This window comes from Delftia tsuruhatensis NBRC 16741 (assembly GCF_001571325.1).
Taxonomy (GTDB): Bacteria; Pseudomonadota; Gammaproteobacteria; order Burkholderiales; family Burkholderiaceae_C; genus Comamonas; species Comamonas tsuruhatensis.
In genome coordinates this window covers 1-18,736 of record NZ_BCTO01000015.1, presented here as the reverse complement: position 1 = coordinate 18,736, position 18,736 = coordinate 1, and the positions used below count along the sequence as shown (strand labels likewise).

The 18,736-nt window shown below is 69.7% G+C and carries 18 protein-coding genes; 7 read left to right on the top strand and 11 right to left on the bottom strand.

Annotation, left to right across the window (positions count from 1 at the left end; genetic code table 11):
- The first annotated feature begins 5 nt into the window (after positions 1-5).
- The 4 genes from DTS01S_RS07230 to DTS01S_RS07215 all read left to right on the top strand — a co-directional run bounded on the left by DTS01S_RS07230 (position 6) and on the right by DTS01S_RS07215 (position 4,041).
- Positions 6-353, top strand: a complete 348-nt coding sequence (locus DTS01S_RS07230) for an FmdB family zinc ribbon protein (RefSeq protein WP_017406647.1) — start codon at positions 6-8, stop codon at positions 351-353.
- A 146-nt stretch (positions 354-499) separates the two neighbouring features.
- Positions 500-1,525, top strand: coding sequence for a tripartite tricarboxylate transporter substrate binding protein (locus DTS01S_RS07225; RefSeq protein ID WP_017406646.1), 1,026 nt, complete (start codon positions 500-502; stop codon positions 1,523-1,525).
- 147 nt (positions 1,526-1,672) lie between these two features.
- Positions 1,673-2,914, top strand: coding sequence for an ABC transporter substrate-binding protein (locus DTS01S_RS07220; protein WP_061287498.1), 1,242 nt, complete (start codon positions 1,673-1,675; stop codon positions 2,912-2,914).
- A complete protein-coding gene (locus tag DTS01S_RS07215) occupies positions 2,911-4,041 on the top strand; it encodes a zinc-dependent alcohol dehydrogenase family protein (RefSeq protein ID WP_017406644.1) in 1,131 nt (376 codons plus the stop codon). The genes DTS01S_RS07220 and DTS01S_RS07215 overlap by 4 nt, the downstream gene beginning before the upstream one ends.
- Before the next feature lie 68 nt (positions 4,042-4,109).
- On the opposite strand, the gene DTS01S_RS07210 is transcribed toward DTS01S_RS07215, so the two are convergent.
- The 6 genes from DTS01S_RS07210 to DTS01S_RS07185 form a co-directional block, all read right to left on the bottom strand.
- A complete protein-coding gene (locus DTS01S_RS07210) occupies positions 4,110-5,501 on the bottom strand; it encodes an amidase (RefSeq protein WP_016450257.1) in 1,392 nt (463 codons plus the stop codon).
- Complete coding sequence (locus DTS01S_RS07205) at positions 5,485-5,745, bottom strand: hypothetical protein (protein WP_026062708.1); 261 nt, start codon at positions 5,743-5,745, stop codon at positions 5,485-5,487. Before DTS01S_RS07205 ends, DTS01S_RS07210 begins: the two co-directional genes overlap by 17 nt.
- The gene (locus DTS01S_RS07200) at positions 5,723-6,694 is read right to left on the bottom strand and encodes a tripartite tricarboxylate transporter substrate binding protein (protein ID WP_016450255.1); all 972 of its coding nucleotides are present in this window, start codon (positions 6,692-6,694) and stop codon (positions 5,723-5,725) included. Before DTS01S_RS07200 ends, DTS01S_RS07205 begins: the two co-directional genes overlap by 23 nt.
- 338 nt (positions 6,695-7,032) lie before the next feature.
- Entirely contained in the window at positions 7,033-8,541 is a 1,509-nt protein-coding gene (locus tag DTS01S_RS07195; RefSeq protein WP_061287497.1) for a class I adenylate-forming enzyme family protein, read from the bottom strand.
- A 14-nt stretch (positions 8,542-8,555) separates the two neighbouring features.
- Positions 8,556-9,554 carry a Bug family tripartite tricarboxylate transporter substrate binding protein gene (locus tag DTS01S_RS07190; protein ID WP_061287499.1) on the bottom strand — a complete coding sequence of 333 codons (999 nt, stop codon included), beginning with the start codon at positions 9,552-9,554 and terminating at the stop codon, positions 8,556-8,558.
- Positions 9,555-9,710: 156 nt separating this feature from the next.
- A complete protein-coding gene (locus tag DTS01S_RS07185; protein WP_016450252.1) occupies positions 9,711-10,742 on the bottom strand; it encodes a LysR family transcriptional regulator in 1,032 nt (343 codons plus the stop codon).
- A 99-nt stretch (positions 10,743-10,841) separates the two neighbouring features.
- Between DTS01S_RS07185 and DTS01S_RS07180 the strand changes: the two genes are divergently transcribed.
- From DTS01S_RS07180 to DTS01S_RS07170, 3 genes are read left to right on the top strand one after another with little or no spacing between them, the layout of a single operon-like run.
- Positions 10,842-12,065, top strand: a complete 1,224-nt coding sequence (locus DTS01S_RS07180; RefSeq protein WP_016450251.1) for a CaiB/BaiF CoA transferase family protein — start codon at positions 10,842-10,844, stop codon at positions 12,063-12,065.
- 32 nt (positions 12,066-12,097) lie between these two features.
- Positions 12,098-13,117: an NADPH:quinone oxidoreductase family protein gene (locus tag DTS01S_RS07175; protein WP_017406637.1), complete on the top strand. Its 1,020-nt coding sequence runs from the start codon at positions 12,098-12,100 to the stop codon at positions 13,115-13,117.
- Positions 13,114-14,121: a Bug family tripartite tricarboxylate transporter substrate binding protein gene (locus DTS01S_RS07170; RefSeq protein WP_016450249.1), complete on the top strand. Its 1,008-nt coding sequence runs from the start codon at positions 13,114-13,116 to the stop codon at positions 14,119-14,121. Before DTS01S_RS07175 ends, DTS01S_RS07170 begins: the two co-directional genes overlap by 4 nt.
- 11 nt (positions 14,122-14,132) lie before the next feature.
- Here the strand turns inward: DTS01S_RS07170 and DTS01S_RS07165 are convergent, their stop codons facing one another.
- Genes DTS01S_RS07165 through DTS01S_RS07145 form a run of 5 tightly spaced genes read right to left on the bottom strand, consistent with a single transcriptional unit; the run spans position 14,133 to position 18,659 of the window.
- Positions 14,133-14,348 (bottom strand): hypothetical protein, encoded by a 216-nt coding sequence (locus DTS01S_RS07165; RefSeq protein ID WP_034399984.1) that lies wholly within the window; start codon positions 14,346-14,348, stop codon positions 14,133-14,135.
- Positions 14,349-14,358: 10 nt separating this feature from the next.
- Positions 14,359-15,567, bottom strand: a complete 1,209-nt coding sequence (locus DTS01S_RS07160) for an acetyl-CoA C-acetyltransferase (protein ID WP_016450248.1) — start codon at positions 15,565-15,567, stop codon at positions 14,359-14,361.
- Positions 15,568-15,618: 51 nt separating this feature from the next.
- Positions 15,619-16,920 (bottom strand): acetyl-CoA hydrolase/transferase family protein, encoded by a 1,302-nt coding sequence (locus DTS01S_RS07155; protein ID WP_061287496.1) that lies wholly within the window; start codon positions 16,918-16,920, stop codon positions 15,619-15,621.
- Positions 16,917-17,714: an enoyl-CoA hydratase/isomerase family protein gene (locus DTS01S_RS07150; protein ID WP_061287495.1), complete on the bottom strand. Its 798-nt coding sequence runs from the start codon at positions 17,712-17,714 to the stop codon at positions 16,917-16,919. The genes DTS01S_RS07155 and DTS01S_RS07150 overlap by 4 nt, the downstream gene beginning before the upstream one ends.
- Positions 17,715-17,765: 51 nt before the next feature.
- Complete coding sequence (locus tag DTS01S_RS07145; RefSeq protein ID WP_016450245.1) at positions 17,766-18,659, bottom strand: MaoC family dehydratase; 894 nt, start codon at positions 18,657-18,659, stop codon at positions 17,766-17,768.
- Positions 18,660-18,736 lie beyond the last annotated feature (77 nt).

Here is an 18,736-nt window from a genome sequence, read left to right as displayed (position 1 = left end):
CGCCCATGCCCACCTACGACTACGAATGCGCGCAATGCGGCGGCTTCGAGGCCCTGCGGCCGCTGCGCCTGCGCGACGAGCCTGCGGCCTGCCCTGGCTGCGGCACGGCGGCTGCGCGCGTGCTGGCCGCCGCGCCCCGGCTGGCGCTGATGGCCGGCGGAACGCGCCGCGCCATGGCCACCAACGAGCGCGCGCGCCACGAGCCCGCCAGCTCGCGCGACTATGACTATGCGCGGCTCAGGCACCCGGCAGGCTGCGGCTGCTGCGGATCGGGGCGGCGCAGCGCCACGGTGACGGCGCCCAACGGCGCGAAGTCCGCGCCCTCGCGGCGGCCCTGGATGATCAGCCACTAGGCTGCATCGGAGTGGACCGCTTCCCAGGGTTTCCACCGCTTGGGAGCCCTGGAAGCGCGCCTTCCACATTCGCGAAACACGGCGCAGGGCGGCTTGCCCAGAATGGGCCGCGCGGCAAGCCGCCGCCCGTTGCCCGGAGTTTCGCCATGCCCCCGTCTTCCTTCCTGCCTTCTGCCACTTCCTCCTTCTCTTCGCGCCGCCGCCGCCTGCTGTCCGCCGGTGGCGCGCTGGCGGCCGGCAGCCTCTTGCCTGTAGTCCGGCCGGCGTTTGCGGCCGATGCCTGGCCCACGCGGCCCGTGCGCTTCATCGTGCCCTTTCCGCCCGGCGGCCCGGTGGACACCACGGCACGCGCCTTCACCCAGAAGCTGGGCGAGATCTGGCCGCAGCCCTGCATCGTGGACAACCGCGCGGGCGCCGGCGGCATGGTGGGCGCGGCCCTCGCAGCCAAGGAGCCTGCCGATGGCTACACGCTGTTCGTGGGCTCCATCCACCATGCGGTCAACCCGGCGCTGCAGCCGAAGATGACCTACGACATAGAGCGTGACTTCGCGCCCGTGAGCTTTGCCGCCATGTTCCCGGTCTTCCTGGTGGCCCATCCCTCGGTGCCCGCCCGCAACGTGCGCGAGCTGATCGCGCTGGCCAAGTCCGGCAACGGGCTGAGCTTCGGCTCCTCGGGCAATGGCGGCGGCACGCACCTGGCCGGCGAGCTGTTCAACATGCATGCGGGCATCAAGCTGCAGCACATTCCCTACAAGGGCAGCGCGCCGGCCATGAACGACCTGCTGGGTGGCCAGGTGCAGCTGATGTTTGCCGATGCGCCCAGCGCGCTGCAGCACATCAAGTCGGGCCGCATTAAGGTGCTGGGCGTGGCCAGCCGCCAGCGCTCGGCCATGCTGCCCGAGGTGCCCACCATCGCCGAGTCGGGCCTGCCCGAGTACGAGGCCTATTCCTGGGCCGCGCTGTTCGCGCCGGCCCGCACGCCGCCCGCCGTGCTGGCGCGCATCAATGCCGACTTCAACACCGCGCTGCGCGATGCCGCCGTGCGCGAGCGCCTGCTGACGGCCGGCGCCGAGGCCGACCCCGGCACCCAGCAGCAGATGCGCGAGCGCCTGAGCAGCGAGCTGCGCAAATGGGCCCAGGTGGTCAAGGTGGCCGGCATCCAGGCGGACTGAGCACGGCGGCGTGCCCGTACCCGGGACAAACCCGGCTTCGCAGCGCTGCAACCCGGTCTTTCGCAATCGCGCATAGGCGGGCCGGGCCTGCCTGCTTAGGCTTGCCTCCGGTATCCAGAAAAACAACCCCGAGACAAGGAGACGGATATGCGGAAAGGCTTGATGCGAGGCGGCTTCACCAAGGTGCGCGCTGCCGGCTGCGCGCTGGGCGCCGGCCTGCTGTGGACGGCGGCGGCGCAGGCGCAGCAGATATCGGACGACGTGGTGCGCATCGGCGTGCTCAGCGACATGTCGGGCCTGTACGCGGACACGGCGGGGCGCGGCTCCGTCGAGGCCGCGAAGATGGCCGTGGCCGACTTCGGCGGCCAGGTGCTGGGCAGGAAGATCGAGGTGGTCTGGACCGACCACCAGAACAAGGCCGACGTGGGCGCCACCCATGCGCGCACCTGGTTCGACCGCGACGGCGTGGACCTGATCGTGGACATCAACAACACGGCCGTCGCCATCGCCGTCAACAACCTGGCGCGCGAGCGCGGCAAGATGGTGATCAACACCGGCGGCGCCTCCGACATCCTCACCAACGAGCACTGCGCGCCCACGGCCATCCACTACACCTACGACAGCTATGCGCTGGCCAACGGCGCGGTGCGCGGCATCCTGGCCCAGGGCAAGAAGGAATGGTTCATCCTGGGCGTGGACTACGCCTTCGGCAAGGCCATGACGGCCAACGTGACCGACTTCCTGAAGGACGGCGGCGGCAAGCTGGTGGGCACCACCTTCCATCCGCTCAATGCCAGCGATTTCTCGTCCTTCCTGCTGCAGGCCCAGGCCTCCAAGGCCTCGGTGATCAACCTGGCCAATGCCACCAGCGACACGGTCAACGCCATCAAGGCCGCGCACGAGTTCGGCATTGCGCCCAGGCAGACCCTGGTGCCCAGCCTGCTGTTCATCAACGACGTGCATGCGCTGGGCCTGCGCTACGGCCAGGGCATGGTGCTGACCACGGGCTTTTACTGGGACCGCACCGAGGCCACGCGCGCCTGGTCGCGGCGCTTCTTCGAGAAGATGAAGAAGATGCCCTCCATGATCCATGCGGGCGCCTACTCGGCCGTCACCAACTACCTCAAGGCCGTGCAGGCCACCAGGGGCGACGACGGCAACGCGGTGGCGCGCCAGCTCAAGCAGATGCCCATCGAGGACTTCTTCGCCCAGAACGGCAAGGTGCGCGAGGACGGCCGCATGGTGCACGACATGTACCTGGTGCAGATCAAGAAGCCTGAGGAATCCAAATATCCCTGGGACTACTACAAGGTGCTCTCCACCATCCCCGGTGACGAGGCCTTCCGCCCGCTGTCCAGGAGCAGCTGCAAGCTGGTGAAGACATCATGAAGACACGCGCCGCCGTACTCACGAGAACGGGCGCAGCCGCGCCCTATGCCGACAGCCGCCCGCTGGAGATCTGGGAGGTGGACCTGGCGCCGCCCGGCCCCGGCGAGGTGCTGGTCAAGGTGGCCGCCGCAGGCGTGTGCCACTCCGACCTGTCCATCATCAACGGCGACCGTCCGCGCGACACGCCCATCGTGCTCGGCCATGAGGCCGCAGGCGTGATCCAGGCGCTGGGCGAGGGCGTGACCGACCTGGAGGTGGGCGACCACGTGGTCATGCTCTTCGTGCCCGGCTGCGGCAACTGCCAGCCCTGCGCCGAAGGCCGGCCCGTGCTGTGCGAGCCCGCAGGCCAGGCCGGCGTGGCGGGCACCCTGCTGTCGGGCGCCAGGCGGCTGTCGCGCAATGGCCAGCCCATCTCGCACTTCGTCGGCGTCTCGGCCTTTGCCGAGCATGCCGTGCTCTCGCGCCGCGGCGTGCACCGCATCGACAAGTCGGTGCCGCTGGAGCTGGCTGCGCTGTTCGGCTGCGCCGTGATGACCGGCGTGGGCGCGGTGGCCAATACCGCCAGGGTGAGCCCCGGCCAGAGCGTGGCCGTGGTGGGGCTGGGCGGCGTGGGCCTGTCCTCGGTGATGGGCGCGGCGGCGGCGGGTGCGGCCCGCGTGGTGGCCGTGGACCTCAATGCGGACAAGCTGGCCATGGCGCGCGATTTCGGCGCCACCGACACCGTCAACGCCGGCGACGAGGATGCCGTCAAGCAGGTGCGGGCGCTGACGGGCGGCGGCGTGGACCATGCCTTCGAGATGGTGGGCTCGGCCAAGGCACTGGAGATGGCCTACCGCATCACGCGGCGCGGCGGCCAGACGGTGACGGCGGGCCTGCCCTCCAGCGCCCAGGCCATCAGCCTGCCGGTCTGGCACCTGGTGGCCGAGGAGCGCACGCTCAAGGGCTGCTACATGGGCAGCTGCGTGCCGCGCCGCGACATCGACCGCTACCTGGCCCTGCATGCGGCCGGCAGGCTGCCGATGGACCGCCTGGTCACCGGCCACCTGACGCTGGACCAGATCAACGAGGGCTTCGACCGCCTGGCGCGTGGCGAGGCCATACGCCAGATCATCCGCATGGAGGCCTGATAGGAGGTCAGGCTGATCAGCGAGGACCGGGGCTGCTGCTGCGGCTGTGTCCGAGCCAAGCACGGCGGTCAGGTGCCGTCGGGCAGCAGCTGGTTTTCCCAGCCGGTCAGCCGCTCGATGGCCCGGGCCACCTGCAGGATGCGGGCCTCGTCGAAGTAGCGTCCCACCACCTGCACGGCCAGCGGCAGGCCCTGGGGTGACAGGCCCACCGGCACGCTGACGGCCGGGTGCCCGGTCACGTTGAAGGCATGGGTCTGTACCGGCCAGTGGCGGAAATGCGGCATGGGATCGAAGCGCGGCGCCGTATCCAGCGTGATGGCGGTCAGCAGCACGTCGCAGCGGTCCAGCGCAGCGTCCACGCGCGCCGCCAGCATGCGGCGCACGCGCAGGGCGTTCAGGTAGTCCTCCGAGGACACGGTGGCGCCCAGCAGCAGCCGCGCCGCCGTGAGTTCGCCATAGTCCAGCGGGCGCGAGCGCAGGTCCTGCGCATGGATGGTGAACATCTCGGCACTGAGGATGACGCGGCCGGCCGCCAGGAACTGCTGGCTGTGGGGCAGGCTCACGTGGATGGGACGGGCGCCGGCCTCGGCCAGCAGCGCGGCCGTGCGGTCGAAGGCCGACAGGAACGTGGGCGACGCCTGGGGCGACGACTGGAAGTGGTCCTGCGGCACGCCGATGGTCAGGCCCTTCACGCCCTGCTCCAGCCCCGTGCAGTAGTCGTCCACGGGTTCGGTGGAGCTGGCCGGGTCCAGCGGGTCGTGCCCGGCCAGCACCTGCAGCGCGATGGCCGCATCCTCCACGCTGCGCGACAGGGGGCCGCAGTGGTCCAGCGTCCAGGCCAGGGGGAACACGCCGTGCTTGGAGACGCGGCCGTAGGTGGGTTTCAGCCCCACGGCGCCGCACCAGGCGGCCGGTATGAGGATGGAGCCGCCCGTGCAGGTGCCCAGGGCCAGCCGCGTGAAGCCTGCCGCAATGGCGGCGCCCGAGCCCGACGACGATCCGCCCGGGATATGGGCCAGGTCCCAGGGGTTGCGGGCTGCGGGAAACGGCAGGTCGGGGCTGGGCGCGCCGATGGCGAACTCGTGCGTGGCCAGCTTGCCCAGGATGACGGCGCCCGCATCGCGCAGGCGCCGCACCGGCGTGGAATCGTCTTCGGGCACATAGTCCAGGCTCAGCCAGGACTGGCAGGTGGTCGGCAGGCCGGCCACGTCGTAGACGTCCTTGATGGCCACGGGAATGCCGTGGAGCAGCGGCAGATCGGCGCTTTCTCCGCGCGCCATGTCTGCGTTGCGCGCAGCCTCCATGGCACCGCTGGCATCGAGATTGGTGAAGGCATGGATGTCGATGTCCATGGCGCGGATGCGTCCCAGCGCCGCCCGGGTCAGCATCTCCGAAGTGGTCTTGCCGGCGCGCAGCGCGCTGGCCATCTGTCGTATCGAAAGTTCAGGACTGCCGCTCATGCTTGCTCTGACGGGAGATGGTGGTGTGGATCTGCGAGGGTCCCGCCTCATGCGCCAGTTCGTTGACGAGGCCGCGGTGCTCCATCAGCAACTGGTGCTCCGCCAGGATGGGTCCCAGCCGCTCGAAGGGGATGTCGATGCCGTGCTTTTTCAGCGCATTGAGCAATTCGTGCAGCGCATTGACATCGGGCCCTGCCAGTTTCTGCGGCGAAGGGGGTATTTCAGATTTTCGCGATACCGGCATCACTGACCACCTTTCTCCATTTTCTGGCGTCGTCGGATACGAATGCCTTGGTGCTGTCCACGGATTTCCAAAGGGGAATGCTGCCAAGCTCCATGAATTTCTTCTGCACCTTTTCGTCGGTCAGGATATTTTTCATCTGTGCATTGATGGCGTTCACTATCGCGGCCGGCGTGCCCTTGGGTGCCATGAGCACATTCCATGAGGTCTCGTTGAAATTGCCGAGCCGGGCCGGGCTTTGCTCGCTGAGCGTCTGCCAGTCGGGCATGAGGGGCGAGCGCTCGCGCGTGGCCACGCCCACGCGATTGACCTTGCCCTGGTGCACATACTGCTTGGCCGTGATCAGCAGGTCGAAGGCGATATCGACCTGGCCGCTCACCAGGTCGCTCATCATGGGCGCGGCGCCCTGGTAGGGGATGTGCAGCATGCGTATGTCGGCGGCCAGGCTCAGGGCCTCGGCCGCCATGTGGCCCGCGCTGCCGTAGCCCGGCGTGGCATAGGTCAGCTTGCCGGGGCTGCGCCGCGCCAGCTCGATCAGGTCCTGCACCGACGCCAGCTTCAGGCCCGGGCGTGTGATGAGCACCAGAGGACCGTCGTTGATGGTGGAGATGGCTTCGAGGTCGTTGACCACGTCATAGCCGGCCTGCGTGTACAGCGCGCCCGAGATGGTCTGGGCCGTGGAGCAGATCAGCAGCGTATATCCATCGGGACGGGCCTTGGAGACCTGGCGCGCACCGATGTTGCCCGAGGCGCCAGGGCGGTTTTCCACCACCACGTTGACGCGCAGGCGTTGTGCAAGCTCCTTGGCGATGATGCGCCCCACGATATCGGTGCCACCGCCTGCCGGGAAAGGTACAACCAGCGTGATCTGCCGGTCTGGCCAGGCCGCATGAACCAAGCTGGCAGCGATCAGGAAAATACCTCCGAAAATCAGATTGAGGATTTTTTTCATTCGCTTGATTCAAATGGTTGCGGAAATGGGGCTTGTCTTTTTGCAGACGTGAGCAGGCACATGGGATGTGCACCACTGCGGCTGCCTGCAGCCCGGGCCTGGCAAGCGTTCAGTTAATGAATCTTTTTAAACTATCGAGATATTAAGTTCCATAGTTTTACATCATGAAAGAAGGGGTGCAAGGCCTGCGCCACGCTTGGCGTAGGGGTGTTGCATCGATGCCGCAGATAAGGGTTTCCGACGGCGATGGCCTTGGCGCGCGTCGGGATTCAGGGCAGGGAGGGTGAAAGGTTGCACCGGCAGTGGCACCGGCGCAACGATTCAGCGGGCGTGTTGGCTCAAACGCGCAGCGCCTTTTCCTGCAGCAGGCGCTTGAGCACCTTGCCGTTGGGGCTGGTGGGCAGCTCGGACAGTGGCACGATGCGGGCGGGCAGCTTGTAGGGCGCCAGCCGTTCTCGCAGGTGGGCACGCGCGGCAGCGTTGTCCAGCGTGGCGCCGGGCTGCAGCTCGACGAAGGCGATGACCTCCTCGTTGCCATCGGTTTCGGGGCGGCCGACCACGGCGCTGCGCTGCACGCCGGGCAGCTCGTTGAGCGCCAGTTCCACCTCGGCCGGATACACGTTGAAGCCCGAGCGGATGATCATTTCCTTGAGCCGCCCCACCACGAAGAGCGCGCCGTCGGCATGCAGCTCGCCCAGGTCGCCGCTGGCGTACCAGCCGCCCTCGCGCATCACGGCGGCCGTGGCCTGGTCATCGCGGAAGTAGCCGTGCATCAGGCCGCGCCCGCGTATCCACAGCTCGCCGCGCTCGCCCACCGGCAGGGGCCGGCCCGTGGCCGGGTCCACGGCGCGCACCTCGGCGCCTTCCACCACGTAGCCGGCGCTGGTGTCGGGCCGCTGCTCGCCCTGTCGCGTAAGGTGGACCGACCCTGCGTATTCCGACAGGCCGTAGCCATGGTGCAGCGCCTGGCCGAAGGCGGCCTCCACGCGCTTTTTCAGCGTAAGGTCCAGCGGGCCTGCGCCGGTATAGACATAGCGCAGCGCAGGCGCCTGCGGGTGGGCAATGCCCTGCTCCTGCAGATGGGCCAGCAGGCGCGCGTACAGCGCGGGCGGCCCCTGCAGTTGCGAGATGCCGTGGCGCGCCAGCGCGTCCAGAAGATCGGCGGGGTCGAACTGCGGGCGCATCACCATCTGCGCGCCCGCATGCAGCGAGGCCAGCAGCACCGTGCCCAGCCCGAAGATGTGGGTCATGGGCACGAAGGCGTAGCTGCGGTCCCCGGGGCCCAGCCCGCGCGATGCGGCCGAGACGCGCGCGAACAGCGTCAGCGCCTCATGCCCGACCATCACGCCCTTGGGCGTGCCCGTGGTGCCCGAGGTGAAGATCAGCGCCGCCACCTCGTCCTGCAGCGCGCCGGATTCGGCCACCGCCTCAGCGCGCACGGGGCTGTGCTGCATGCCGGCCAGTGCCGAGTCGCCTGCGCCAAAGCGCCGCGCGTGGCCGCTGGCGCTGTCCGATGCGGCCGAGGTGAAATACACCACGCGCGCATCGGCCTTGGCCGCAAAGGCATCGATCTCGCCGGGCGCCATGCGTGCGTTCACGCCACAGGACCAGGCGCCCACGCGGCTGCAGGCCAGGATCAGCGCCGCATGCTCGGGGCAGTTCTCGGCCACGACCAGCACGCGGTCGCCGGGCCGCACCTGCAGCGCGCGCAGCTCGGCCTCGGCCGTGTCCGCCAGCGCGCCCAGGTCGGCAAAGCTCAGACTGCTGCCGTCGGGCAGGTGGATGAAGGGACGCTGCGGCGCTTCGGCCAGCCAGCGGTCCAGCAGATGGTGTATTCGTTGACTCATGCTCCGCGTATCCCTCAGTCCACCACAATGCCTTGCGTGACGGTGGCCCACATGGCGCGCTCCTTGGCACCGCGCTCGGCCAGTTTCTGGGGTGCGCCGGTCCACTCTTCGTAGCCCAGTTCCTTGAGGCGCTTGCGCAGCTCCGGCTGGGCCAGGGCGGCGTTGATGGACTTGTTCAGGCGGGCCGCGAGTTCGGGCGACATGCCCTTGGGCCCATAGACGCCATACCAGCCGCCCACGTCGAAGCCCTTGAGGCCTTCGATGCCGGACTCGGCAAAGGTGGGCACATCGGGCAGGGACGCATTGCGCTGCGGCGAGGTGACGGCGATGGCCCGCACCTTGCCGCCCTGGATGTAGCTGCTGGCGGTGCTGATGATGTCCAGCATCATGCTCAGCTGGCCGCCGATCACGTCGGTCATGGCCGGTGCGTTGCCCTTGTAGGGGATGTGGTTCATCTCGATGCCGCTGCGCCGCGCGAACAGCAGCGCGCCCAGGTGGTTGGAGCCGCCCACGCCGGCCGAGCCGTAGTTGAGCTTTTGCGGATGGGCCTTGGCATAGGCCACGAGCTCGGCCGTGGTCTTGTAGGGCTCGTTGTTGTTGACCACCAGCACGTTGTAGTAGCTGAGCACGGGCGCCACGGGCGTGAGGTCACGGGCCGGGTCGAAGGACATCTTGCTCATCACGTTGGGGCTGATGGTGATGGTGGGGCTGGCCGCGAACCACAGCGTGAGCCCATCGGGCCTGGCGCGCACGACCTCGCTGCCGGCCATGGTGGCATTGGCGCCGGGCTTGTTCTCCACCACCACCGAGGCGCCCAGCTCCTTGGTCAGCGCCACGCTGAGCAGGCGGGCGCCCTGGTCCACGGGGCCACCGGCCGAGTAGCCCACGATGAGGCGCACGGGCTGCGCGTCCTGCGCGGCGGCGGGGAGGGTGGCCAGGGCGGTCACCAGGGACGCCAGAAGCGGGGCATGGGCCAGGGTGGCCAGGGCCTTGCGGCGGTGTTGGGCGGGCATGTGCATGTCTCCTGCAAAAGATGAATGAAGCGCTGCCGTGGCCTGCACGGCGGCGCGCCCGGTCTGCGCCGGACATGCAGGCAATGGTGCGCAGGCGGGCGCGTCTTGGGAATCTGCTTTTGCCAAAGCCAGGGTTTGCCGGCTGTTAGGGCAATCCTAGGAAGAGCGGTGCGTGCAGCCCCCTCCGCCGCCTTCTTCACCGCCTTCTTCACCACCCTCTTCAGCCCCCGCCTGCCAGCTGGGTGCGGCGGTGACGATGGCCTCGCGCAGGAACTGCTGGAAGGCGCGCGCGGCCATGGTGGGCTGGCGGTCGGGCATGCGCACCAGGTACATGGCATTGCCCAGGCCGGAGAACACCACCTGGTCCAGCACGGCCACCAGCGTGCCGCCGGCCAGCGCGGCCGAGGTCACGTAGTCCGGGAGCAGGGCCAGGCCCAGGCCGTCCAGCACGGCGTCGTACAGCAGGCGGTAGTCGCCCGATTGCAGCGAGGGCAGCACATCGAGGGCAGCGGCCACGCCATCGTCGCCGCTGCCGGCCAGCCAGGCCAGCCTGCCGCCCATGGCCAGCGGCAGGATGAGGCGGGCCTGCAGCAGGTCGGCAGGCGCGCGCAGGGGCCGGCCCAGCGACTGCTCCAGCGCCTGCAGGCAGGCGGGCGTGGCCACGAAGTTCCAGCGCACATCGCACAGCCGCGTGGCCACCAGATCGTCCAGCGGCGCGGAGGTGATCTGCACCGCCAGATCGACCTTGGAGGCCACGAGGTCGGCCATCTGGTCGTTGATCAGCAGGCGCAGGCGGATGTCGGGATGCTCGCGGCAAAAGCCCAGGATCAGGGGCTTGAGATAGAAATGCCCGAAGCCGGTGGGCACGCGCACGCCCACCTCGCCGCTCACGGTGGAGCGCAACTGGTGGATGGCATCGCGGGCGCGCTGCAGCTCCTCCATCATGGCCAGGCAGCGCCGGTACAGCAGCTGGCCGGCCTGGGTGAGCTCCACATTGCGCGTGGTGCGGCGCAGCAACTGCGCGCCCATCTCGGTCTCCAGCGCACGCAGCCGGCGCGAGACGTTGGAGCGCGTCATGCCGCCGCGCTCGGCCGCCCGCGTGAGGCTCTTGGCCTCGGCGATGTCGATGAAGACGCGGCACAGGTTCAGGTCCATCTCGGCATTCTTTGCAGGGCCGGGGCCGGCCATTGTTGATCGGGAGTCACCAGGCCTGGCCTGCTGGCGAGGATTGTGGCGCCAGCCCTGCCTCCCTAGCATGGAGGAAACCATGGCGAAAGGCCGCTGACCGTGAACCAAGAAGCTTTGCAAACCGCGCCGCCGGCGCCCCTGGCGCACTACCGTGTGCTCGATCTGAGCCAGGGCGTGGCCGGCCCCTACTGCACCCACCTGCTGTCGCGCCAGGGCGCCGAGGTGATCAAGGTCGATCCGCCCGAAGGCGACTGGGCGCGCCACGTGGGCATCTCGCGCAACGGGCACAGCAGCCTGTCGGCCACCTACAACGCGGGCAAGCGCAGCATTGCCGTCGATGCGCGCCAGGCCCAGGGGCGCGCGCTGCTGCTGCGGCTGGCGCGCGAGGCCGACATCGTGGTGCAGAACTTCCGCCCCCAGGTCGTGCAGCGCATGGGCGTGGACTACGACAGCCTGCGCGCGGCCGGCCTGGACCCGGTGTACGTCTCCATCAGCGGCTACGGACCCACGGGGCCGTATGCCGACCGGCCCGCCACCGACTCCGTCATGCAGGCGGACACGGGGCTGATGACCAGCAACCGCGACGTGCAGGGCCAGCCCCAGCGCGTGGGCCTGCTGCTGGCCGACATCGCGGCCGGTGTCTACGCCGCACAGGCCTGCACGGCGGCCCTGCTGGGCAAGGCGCGCAGCGGGCGCGGGCGCCATGTGGAGCTGAACCTGTTCGAGGTCTGCTGCGCCCTGCAATCCACGGTGCTGGCCGAAGACACGCTGCGCGGCGGCCTGCCCGCCGAAGGCGTGAGCGCCCCCAACGGCGTGTTCGCCACGGCCGATGGCTTCATCACCGTGCTGGCCCTGAACAACGACCAGTTCGAGCGGCTGTGCCGCGCGCTGGACCTGCCGCACTGGCTGCAGGACGCGCGCTTTGCCTCCAATGCGGGCCGCATGGCCCACCGCCATGTCCTGCATGCCGGGCTGCAGGCCTTGCTGGCGCAGCAGCCGCGCGCCCACTGGGAGCAGCGCCTGGCAGCGCAGGGCGCCCTGCATGCGGGCGTGCGCACGCTGGCCGACGTGGTGGCGCATCCCCAGGCCGTGCACCGCGCATCGTTCGCCACGCTGGCGCAGCCCGGGTTCGGGCCGCTGCTGTATGCGGCTTCACCCTGGTCGGCAGACGCAGCAGCCTGCGGTGCATCCCTTGGCGCCGCGCCGCGCACGGGCGAGCACACGCGCCAGATCCTGGCCGAGGCCGGCTGCACGCCGCAGGAGATCGATCAACTGATAGACAGTGAGGTTGTGCGCCAGTGCGCGGCGGAGGAAATGGCATGAGCGCCCCGGCATCCGCATCCCCGCACTCCCGCATGCAGGCCCTGGTCTGCCATCAATTCGGCGCGCCGCACGAGGTGGTCAGCCTGCAGTCCATGGACCGGCCCGGCCAGCCCCTGGGCGCGCACCAGGCGCGGATTGCCGTGGCCTACGCCAACGTCAGCCACGCCACGGGCCTGCTGATCGAGGGCCGCTACCAGCGGCGCCCGCCGCTGCCCTTCGTGCCCGGCACCGAAGGCGTGGGGCGCGTGCTGGAATGCGGCAGCGCGGTGCAGCACCTGCAGCCCGGCGATGCCGTGGCCTTCATTGCCGACTGGGGTGCCTTTGCGCAGGAAACGGTGGTGCATGCATCCACCGTCTACCGCCTGCCTGCGGGCATGCCCTGGCTGCAGGCCCTGCCCATTGCCCTGTCCTACGGCACAGCCTACACGGCCCTGCACTGGCGCGCGCGCCTGCAGGAAGGCGACGTGGTGCTGGTGCTGGGCGCCGGTTCGGGCGTGGGCGCCGCGGCGGTGGAAGTGGCCCGGCAGACGCCCGGCGTGCAGGTCATCGCCTGCGCCAGCACCGAGGCCAAGCGCGCCGATGCGCTGCGCCGCGGCGCGCACCAGGCAGTCACCCCGCAGGACCTGGCCGCCCAGGTCAAGCAGGCCACGCAGGGCCGGGGCGCCTCCCTGGTCTTCGACCCCGTGGGGGGCGATCTCTTGCTGCAGGCACTGCGCGCGGCCGCGCAGAACGCGCAGCTGCTGAGCGTGGGCTTCGCCAGCGGCGCCATTCCCGCCGTGCCCATGAACCTGGCCCTGGTCAAGAACCTCACGCTGCACGGCTTCTTCTACGGCCGCTACATCGGCTGGACGCCGGCCGATGAACGCCAGGCCTTCGCGGCGCAGCTGCAGCCCGTCATTGCCACGCTGCTCGACTGGGCTGCCCGGGGATGCATCCATCCCCAGGTCAGCCAGGTCTTCGCCATGCATGAACTGCCGGAGGCGCTGCACGCGCTGCACGGCCGCAACGTGACCGGCAAGCTCGCACTCGCCATTCAAGGAGACAAGGTATGACAACGCAACGCACAGGCTCCGCGCTTTCCCGCCGCACCCTGCTGGGCGCCGCTGCGGCGCTGGCCGCATGGAGAACGGCAGGGGCGCAGCCATCCGCCGGGGCCCAGGGCTATCCCAAGGCGCCCATCCGCGTCGTCGTGCCCTATCCACCGGGCGGGCCTACCGACGTGGTCGGGCGCGTGGTCACCACGCGGCTGGGCGAGGCGCTGGGCCAGCCCCTGGTGGTGGACAACAAGGCCGGCGCCAGCGGCATGGTCGGCGCGGCCCTGGTGGCCAAGGCGCCGGCCGACGGCTACACGCTGCTGGTCAACGCCTCCATCCACGTCATCAACCCCTACGTCTATGCCAGCGCGCCCTATGACGCCTTCCGCGATTTCGAGCCGGTCACGCAGCTGGTCGATGTGCCGCTGGTGCTGGTCGTGGGCAGCCAGCTTCCGGTGCGCAATGTGCAGGAGCTGATCGCCTGGGCCAAGGCCCATCCGGGACAGGTGAACTTCGGCTCGGCCGGCAATGCGTCGTCACAGCACCTGTCGGGCGAGCTGTTCCGCTTGAAGACCGGCGCGCAGATGCAGCATGTGCCCTACAAGGGCAGCTCGCCGGCACTGACCGACCTGATGGGTGGGCAGATCCAGCTCATGTTCGACTCCATGCCCTCGGCCATGCCCTTCATCGCCTCGGGCCGGCTGCGCGCGCTGGCCGTCACCTCGGCCAGTCGCTCGCCCTCCCTGCCCGATGTGCCCACCATGGAAGAGGCCGGCATGCCCGGCTTTCGCACCAGCACCTGGTACGGACTGTGGGCGCCGAAGAACACGCCCCAGGACGTGGTGCAGAAACTGTGGACCGAGTCCCGCCGCGTGCTTGCCGAACCCCAGATCGCCGCGCAATACCGCCGCCTGGGCGCCGAGCCCGTGGGCTCCACGCCCGCCGAGTTCGCGCGCTACATCCAGGCCGAGGCCCGCAAGTGGGAAGAGATCGTGAAGGCGTCGGGGGCGCGGGCGGATTGAGGAGGCCGCCGTCAGGCACCAGCCTTCATTCGGCTGGCTGCCTGCCTTCCCAGATCCGCGATAAAGAGGTCAAAGTCTTCATCCGGCACGTCAATGTAGTGACCCGAGGCGACATCCGCCCACCCCCGCATAGCCGCTTGCCGTAGCGCTTCCAGCTTGGTCGCTTGGGTCTGAGCTTCAACGATTCGATGTTGTTGCTGGCTCAGATTCACTGGACGTGTCGACATGACGGGTTCCTCACACCCGCTCGAACACCGCCGCAATCCCCTGGCCGCCGCCTATGCACATGGTCTCCAGCCCATAGCGGCCCTTGCGGCGCTCCAGCTCGTGCAGCAGGGTGGCCAGGATGCGCACGCCGGTGGCGCCTATGGGGTGGCCCAGGGAGATGCCGGAGCCGTTGACGTTGAGCTTGTGGTCTATGGTGCCCTGGTCGTTCCACTCCCAGCCCTTGAGCACGGACAGCACCTGGCAGGCAAAGGCTTCGTTGAGTTCGACCAGGTCCATCTGGTCCAGCGTGAGGTTCAGGCGCGCCAGCAGTTTCTTGACGGCGGGCACGGGGCCTATGCCCATGTGCGAGGGCTCGCAGCCTGCGGCGGCCCAGCCCACCAGGGTGGCCATGGGGGTGAGACCCAGTTCGGCCAGCCGGTCCTCGGCCACGATCAGGCAGGCGGCGCTGGCGTCGTTTTGCTGGCTGGCGTTGCCGGCCGTGACCGTTCCATTGGGCATGAGCACGCGCAGCTTGCCCATGCTGTCGGTGGTGGCGTCGGCGCGAAAGCCTTCGTCGCGCGTGAACAGCACGGGGTCGCCCTTGCGCTGGGGCACCTTGACGGGGACGATCTCGTCGGCGAAGCGGCCCGCCTCCCAGGCGGCGGCGGCGCGCTGGTGGCTGCGCACGGCATAGGCGTCGGCTGCCTCGCGGCTGATGCCGTAGTCGCGCGCCAGGTTCTCGGCGGTCTCGATCATTCCCGAGATCTTTCCGAAGCGCTCCACGGGCTGGGAGCGCTCGCGGCCGCGGTCCAGCCGGTCGTAGAAGCGCACATTGCCCGAGCGCGCGCCCCAGCGCATGTCGGTGCTGTAGTACTCGATGTTGCTCATGCTCTCCACGCCGCCTGCGATCACCACGTCGGCGGCGCCGCTTTGCACCATCATGGCCGCCGTGGCCACGGCCTGCAGGCCGCCGCCGCAGCGCCGGTCCAGCTGCATGCCCGGCACCGTCACCGGCAGGCCGGCCTGCAGCGCGGCCCAGCGGCCCACGCAGGGCGTCTCGCTGCTGGCGTAGGACTGGGCGAAGACCACGTCGTCGATGCGTGCGGGGTCGATGCCGCTTTTCTCGACCACGGCGCGCACCGTGGTGGCGGCCAGCTCCTCGACCGATACCGGCCGCAGGCTGCCGCCGAAGGTGCCCACGGGCGTGCGAAGGGGGGTGACGATGGCGGCTCTGCGCATGGTGTTGTCTCCTTGGGAATCAGTGGATCAGTGGATCAGTGGATCAGTGGATCAGGAAAAGGCTGCGCCGCATTGGCGCAGCAGGGTATGTGCCTGTTGTTCCAGGTCGGCGCGGTGCTCCGGCGCCGCGATGTCGATCAGCCGTTTCACGCGGCGTGACAGCGTCTGGCCGCGCAGGTCGGCCACGCCGTGTTCGGTGACGATGAGGCCGGCGTCGCTGCGCGGCGTGCTGACGGGGCCGGACAGCCGCGCAACGATGCGCGTGGCCCCCCTGGCCGTGGCGGGCAGGGCGATGATGGGCAGGCCGCCGCGGCTGCGTGCCGCGCCGCGCAGAAAGTCCACGGCGCCGCCCACGGCGCCCACGTAGACGCCGCCTGCCACTTCGGAATTGATCTGGCCCGTGAGGTCCACTTCCACCGCCGAATTGATGGCGGCCAGCCTGTGGCTGGCGGCCAGCACCTCGGGGTCGTGCGTGTAGCGCGTCTCGCGCAGCTGCAGGGCGGGGTTGCGGTGGGCCCAGCGCCTGAGCGATTCGCCGCCCATGAGGATGCCGCCGATGCCCACGCCGCAGTCCTGGCTCTTGCGCGCGTGGGTCAGCACGCCGGCTTCGGCCAGGGCTGCAATGCCGTCGCCCACGGCGCCGCTGTGCAGGCCCAGGTCGCGGTGGCCGTGCAGGGCGGCGAGCACGGCCTCGGGCAGGTTGCCCACGCCCACCTGCAGCGTGGCACCGTCTTCGATGAGGGCGGCCACATGGCCGGCAATGGCCTGCTCGGCAGGGCCGGGCGCGCTGCGCGCCTGGTCCAGCGGAGGGTGTTCGGCATCGACCAGCAGGGCGAAGTCGCCGGCCTGCAGGTGCAGGCTGCCGTGCGTCCACGGAATGGCGGGGTTGACTTCGCCGATCAGCACGCGCGCCTTGCGTATAGCGGCCGGCAGGTATTCATGGACCAGGCCCAGGCTGTAGCGGCCTTGTGCATCGGGTGGCGAGACCTGGAGCAGCACCACGTCGGCAGGCAGCAGGCCCTCGTCGATCAGGCCGGGCAGGTGGGAGTAGTGGCTGGGCAGGATGTCCAGCACTCCGGCCTGCGCCAGCGCGCGGTGGGGGCCGCCGGCCGCGTAGCCGAAGAAGTCGATGGCGTCGGCATGCGCCGGCTGCAGCGTGTCTGATGCGCCCATGCCCACGAAGACGCGCAGCCGGCCCTGGCCACCGTGCCGGGCCAGTGCATGGCGCTGCGCGACCACGGCACGCGTGAGCGTCAGCGGCTCGGCCGTGGCCTGGCCCCACCACAGGGTGTCGCCGGGGTGGATCAGGGCCTGCAGCCTTTCTTGCAGGGCGTCCGGCGACAGCACGCTCATGGCGCGCGGTCCCAGTCGAAGCGCGTGGGCTGCTTGTCCTTGAAGCGCTGCACCGCCTCCTGGTGGTAGTCGGAGCCACGGCACATCGTCTGGGCATAGGCTTCCAGCTCGGCCATGGCGCGTGCGTCCAGCTCGAAGGCCTGGTTCATGGCCGTCTTGGCCATGCCGATGGCAGCCGTGGATGCCTCGCCGAAGCGCCGCGCCAGTGCCACGGCGGCGGCCTGCAGGGCCTCGCCGTCTTCCACGATCTCGTAGACCATGCCCAGCGACCTGGCTTCCTCGGCCTGCACGGTGCGCGCGGTGAAGACCAGCTCCTTGGCCTTTTGCAGGCCCACGATGCGCGGCAGCATGTGCATGGCGCCCAGGTCGGGCACCAGGCCGATGCGGCCGAACACGGCGCAGAACTTCGCGCGCCGCGTGCACAGCACGAAGTCGGCGGCCAGCGCCAGGCTCAGGCCCGCGCCGAAGGCCGGGCCGTCCACGGCGGCGATCACGGGCTTTTCGAGGTTGACCAGCTCGGGGAACCACTGGTGCAGGCTGCGCATGCGCTGGCGCCAGGGCAGGCCGGCCTGGCTGGCATCCATCATCTGGCTGATGTCGCCGCCCGAGCAGAAGGCGCCGCCCGCGCCCGTGAGGATGACGGTGTGCACCTGCGCGTCATCGCGCATCTGCGCCACGGCGGCGGCCAGGGCCGGGCGCATGGCCTGGTTGAGCGCGTTGCGGGCGTCGGGCCGGTTCAGCGTGATCGTGCCTATGCCGTCCTGGACGGAGGTCAATACGGGGGAGGTGTTCATGGGAACTCCAGGGCAGGGGGAAGGAGCGGCCCCTTGCGAGGCCGCCGTGCATCAGGCGAGTTCGGCGTAGCCGTGGCTCAGCACGACCTTGTCGCGTTCGAGCACGCGGGCGCGCAACTGCAGCTGGCAGGGCTGGTCGGGCGTGCGCCAGATCTCGGTGACCAGGGTTTCGCCGGGATAGACGGGCGCGGTGAAGCGCACATCCAGCGCCTTCAGGCGCGCGGGATTGCGGTCGCCGCATTGGCGCAGCACGGCATGGGCCACCAGGCCGTAGCTGGCCAGGCCATGCAGGATGGGCCGCTCGAAGCCGGCCTTGCGCGCCACGGCCGGGTCGGCATGCAGCGGGTTGTAGTCGCCCATCAGGCGGTACAGCAGTGCGGCCTCGGGGCGTATGGCCTGGGTGTCGGTGAAGTCGGGCGCGCGGTCCTCCGGCGTGGGGCGCAGCGGCGCCAGGGGTGCGTCGCTGGGCTGGCCGCCGTCCAGCAGGCTGTAGCCGCCATCGCCGCGCAGAAAGCTGACCTGCTGCACGGTGGCCAGCAGCTCGCCCCCGGCGGTCTCCAGGCGCCGCTCGGTGACCATGATGGCGCCCTTGCCTTCGCCCTTGTCCGTCAGGTGCGTGATGCGGTTGTGGCCCACCACGTCGGCGCTGGCCGGCAGCGGACGGTGCAGCCGCATGCGCTGCTCGCCATGCAGCAGCTTTACCCAGTCGATGCCCGTATCGGCCTCGCGCGCCCAGAAGCCCGGGTAGCCCAGCACCACGGCCTGCGAGGGCAGGGCGCGCAGCCCGCCCGGCGCCCCTTCGTAGAAAAAGGGCAGGGCGTCGGCGCACAGCGGATCGCTGCCCAGGCCCAGGCTCAATGCATAGAGCATGGTGTCGCGCTCGCCATAGTGCTGGCGCACGGGCTCGAAGGGGCGCTGTTTCAGGTGCTGATAGCTGATGGCCATCACGGTTCCTCTCAGTGGTTGATGGCGCTGGCGCGCTTCAACCCTCGCAACTGGCGCGGCCCGACTCAGGGACACCG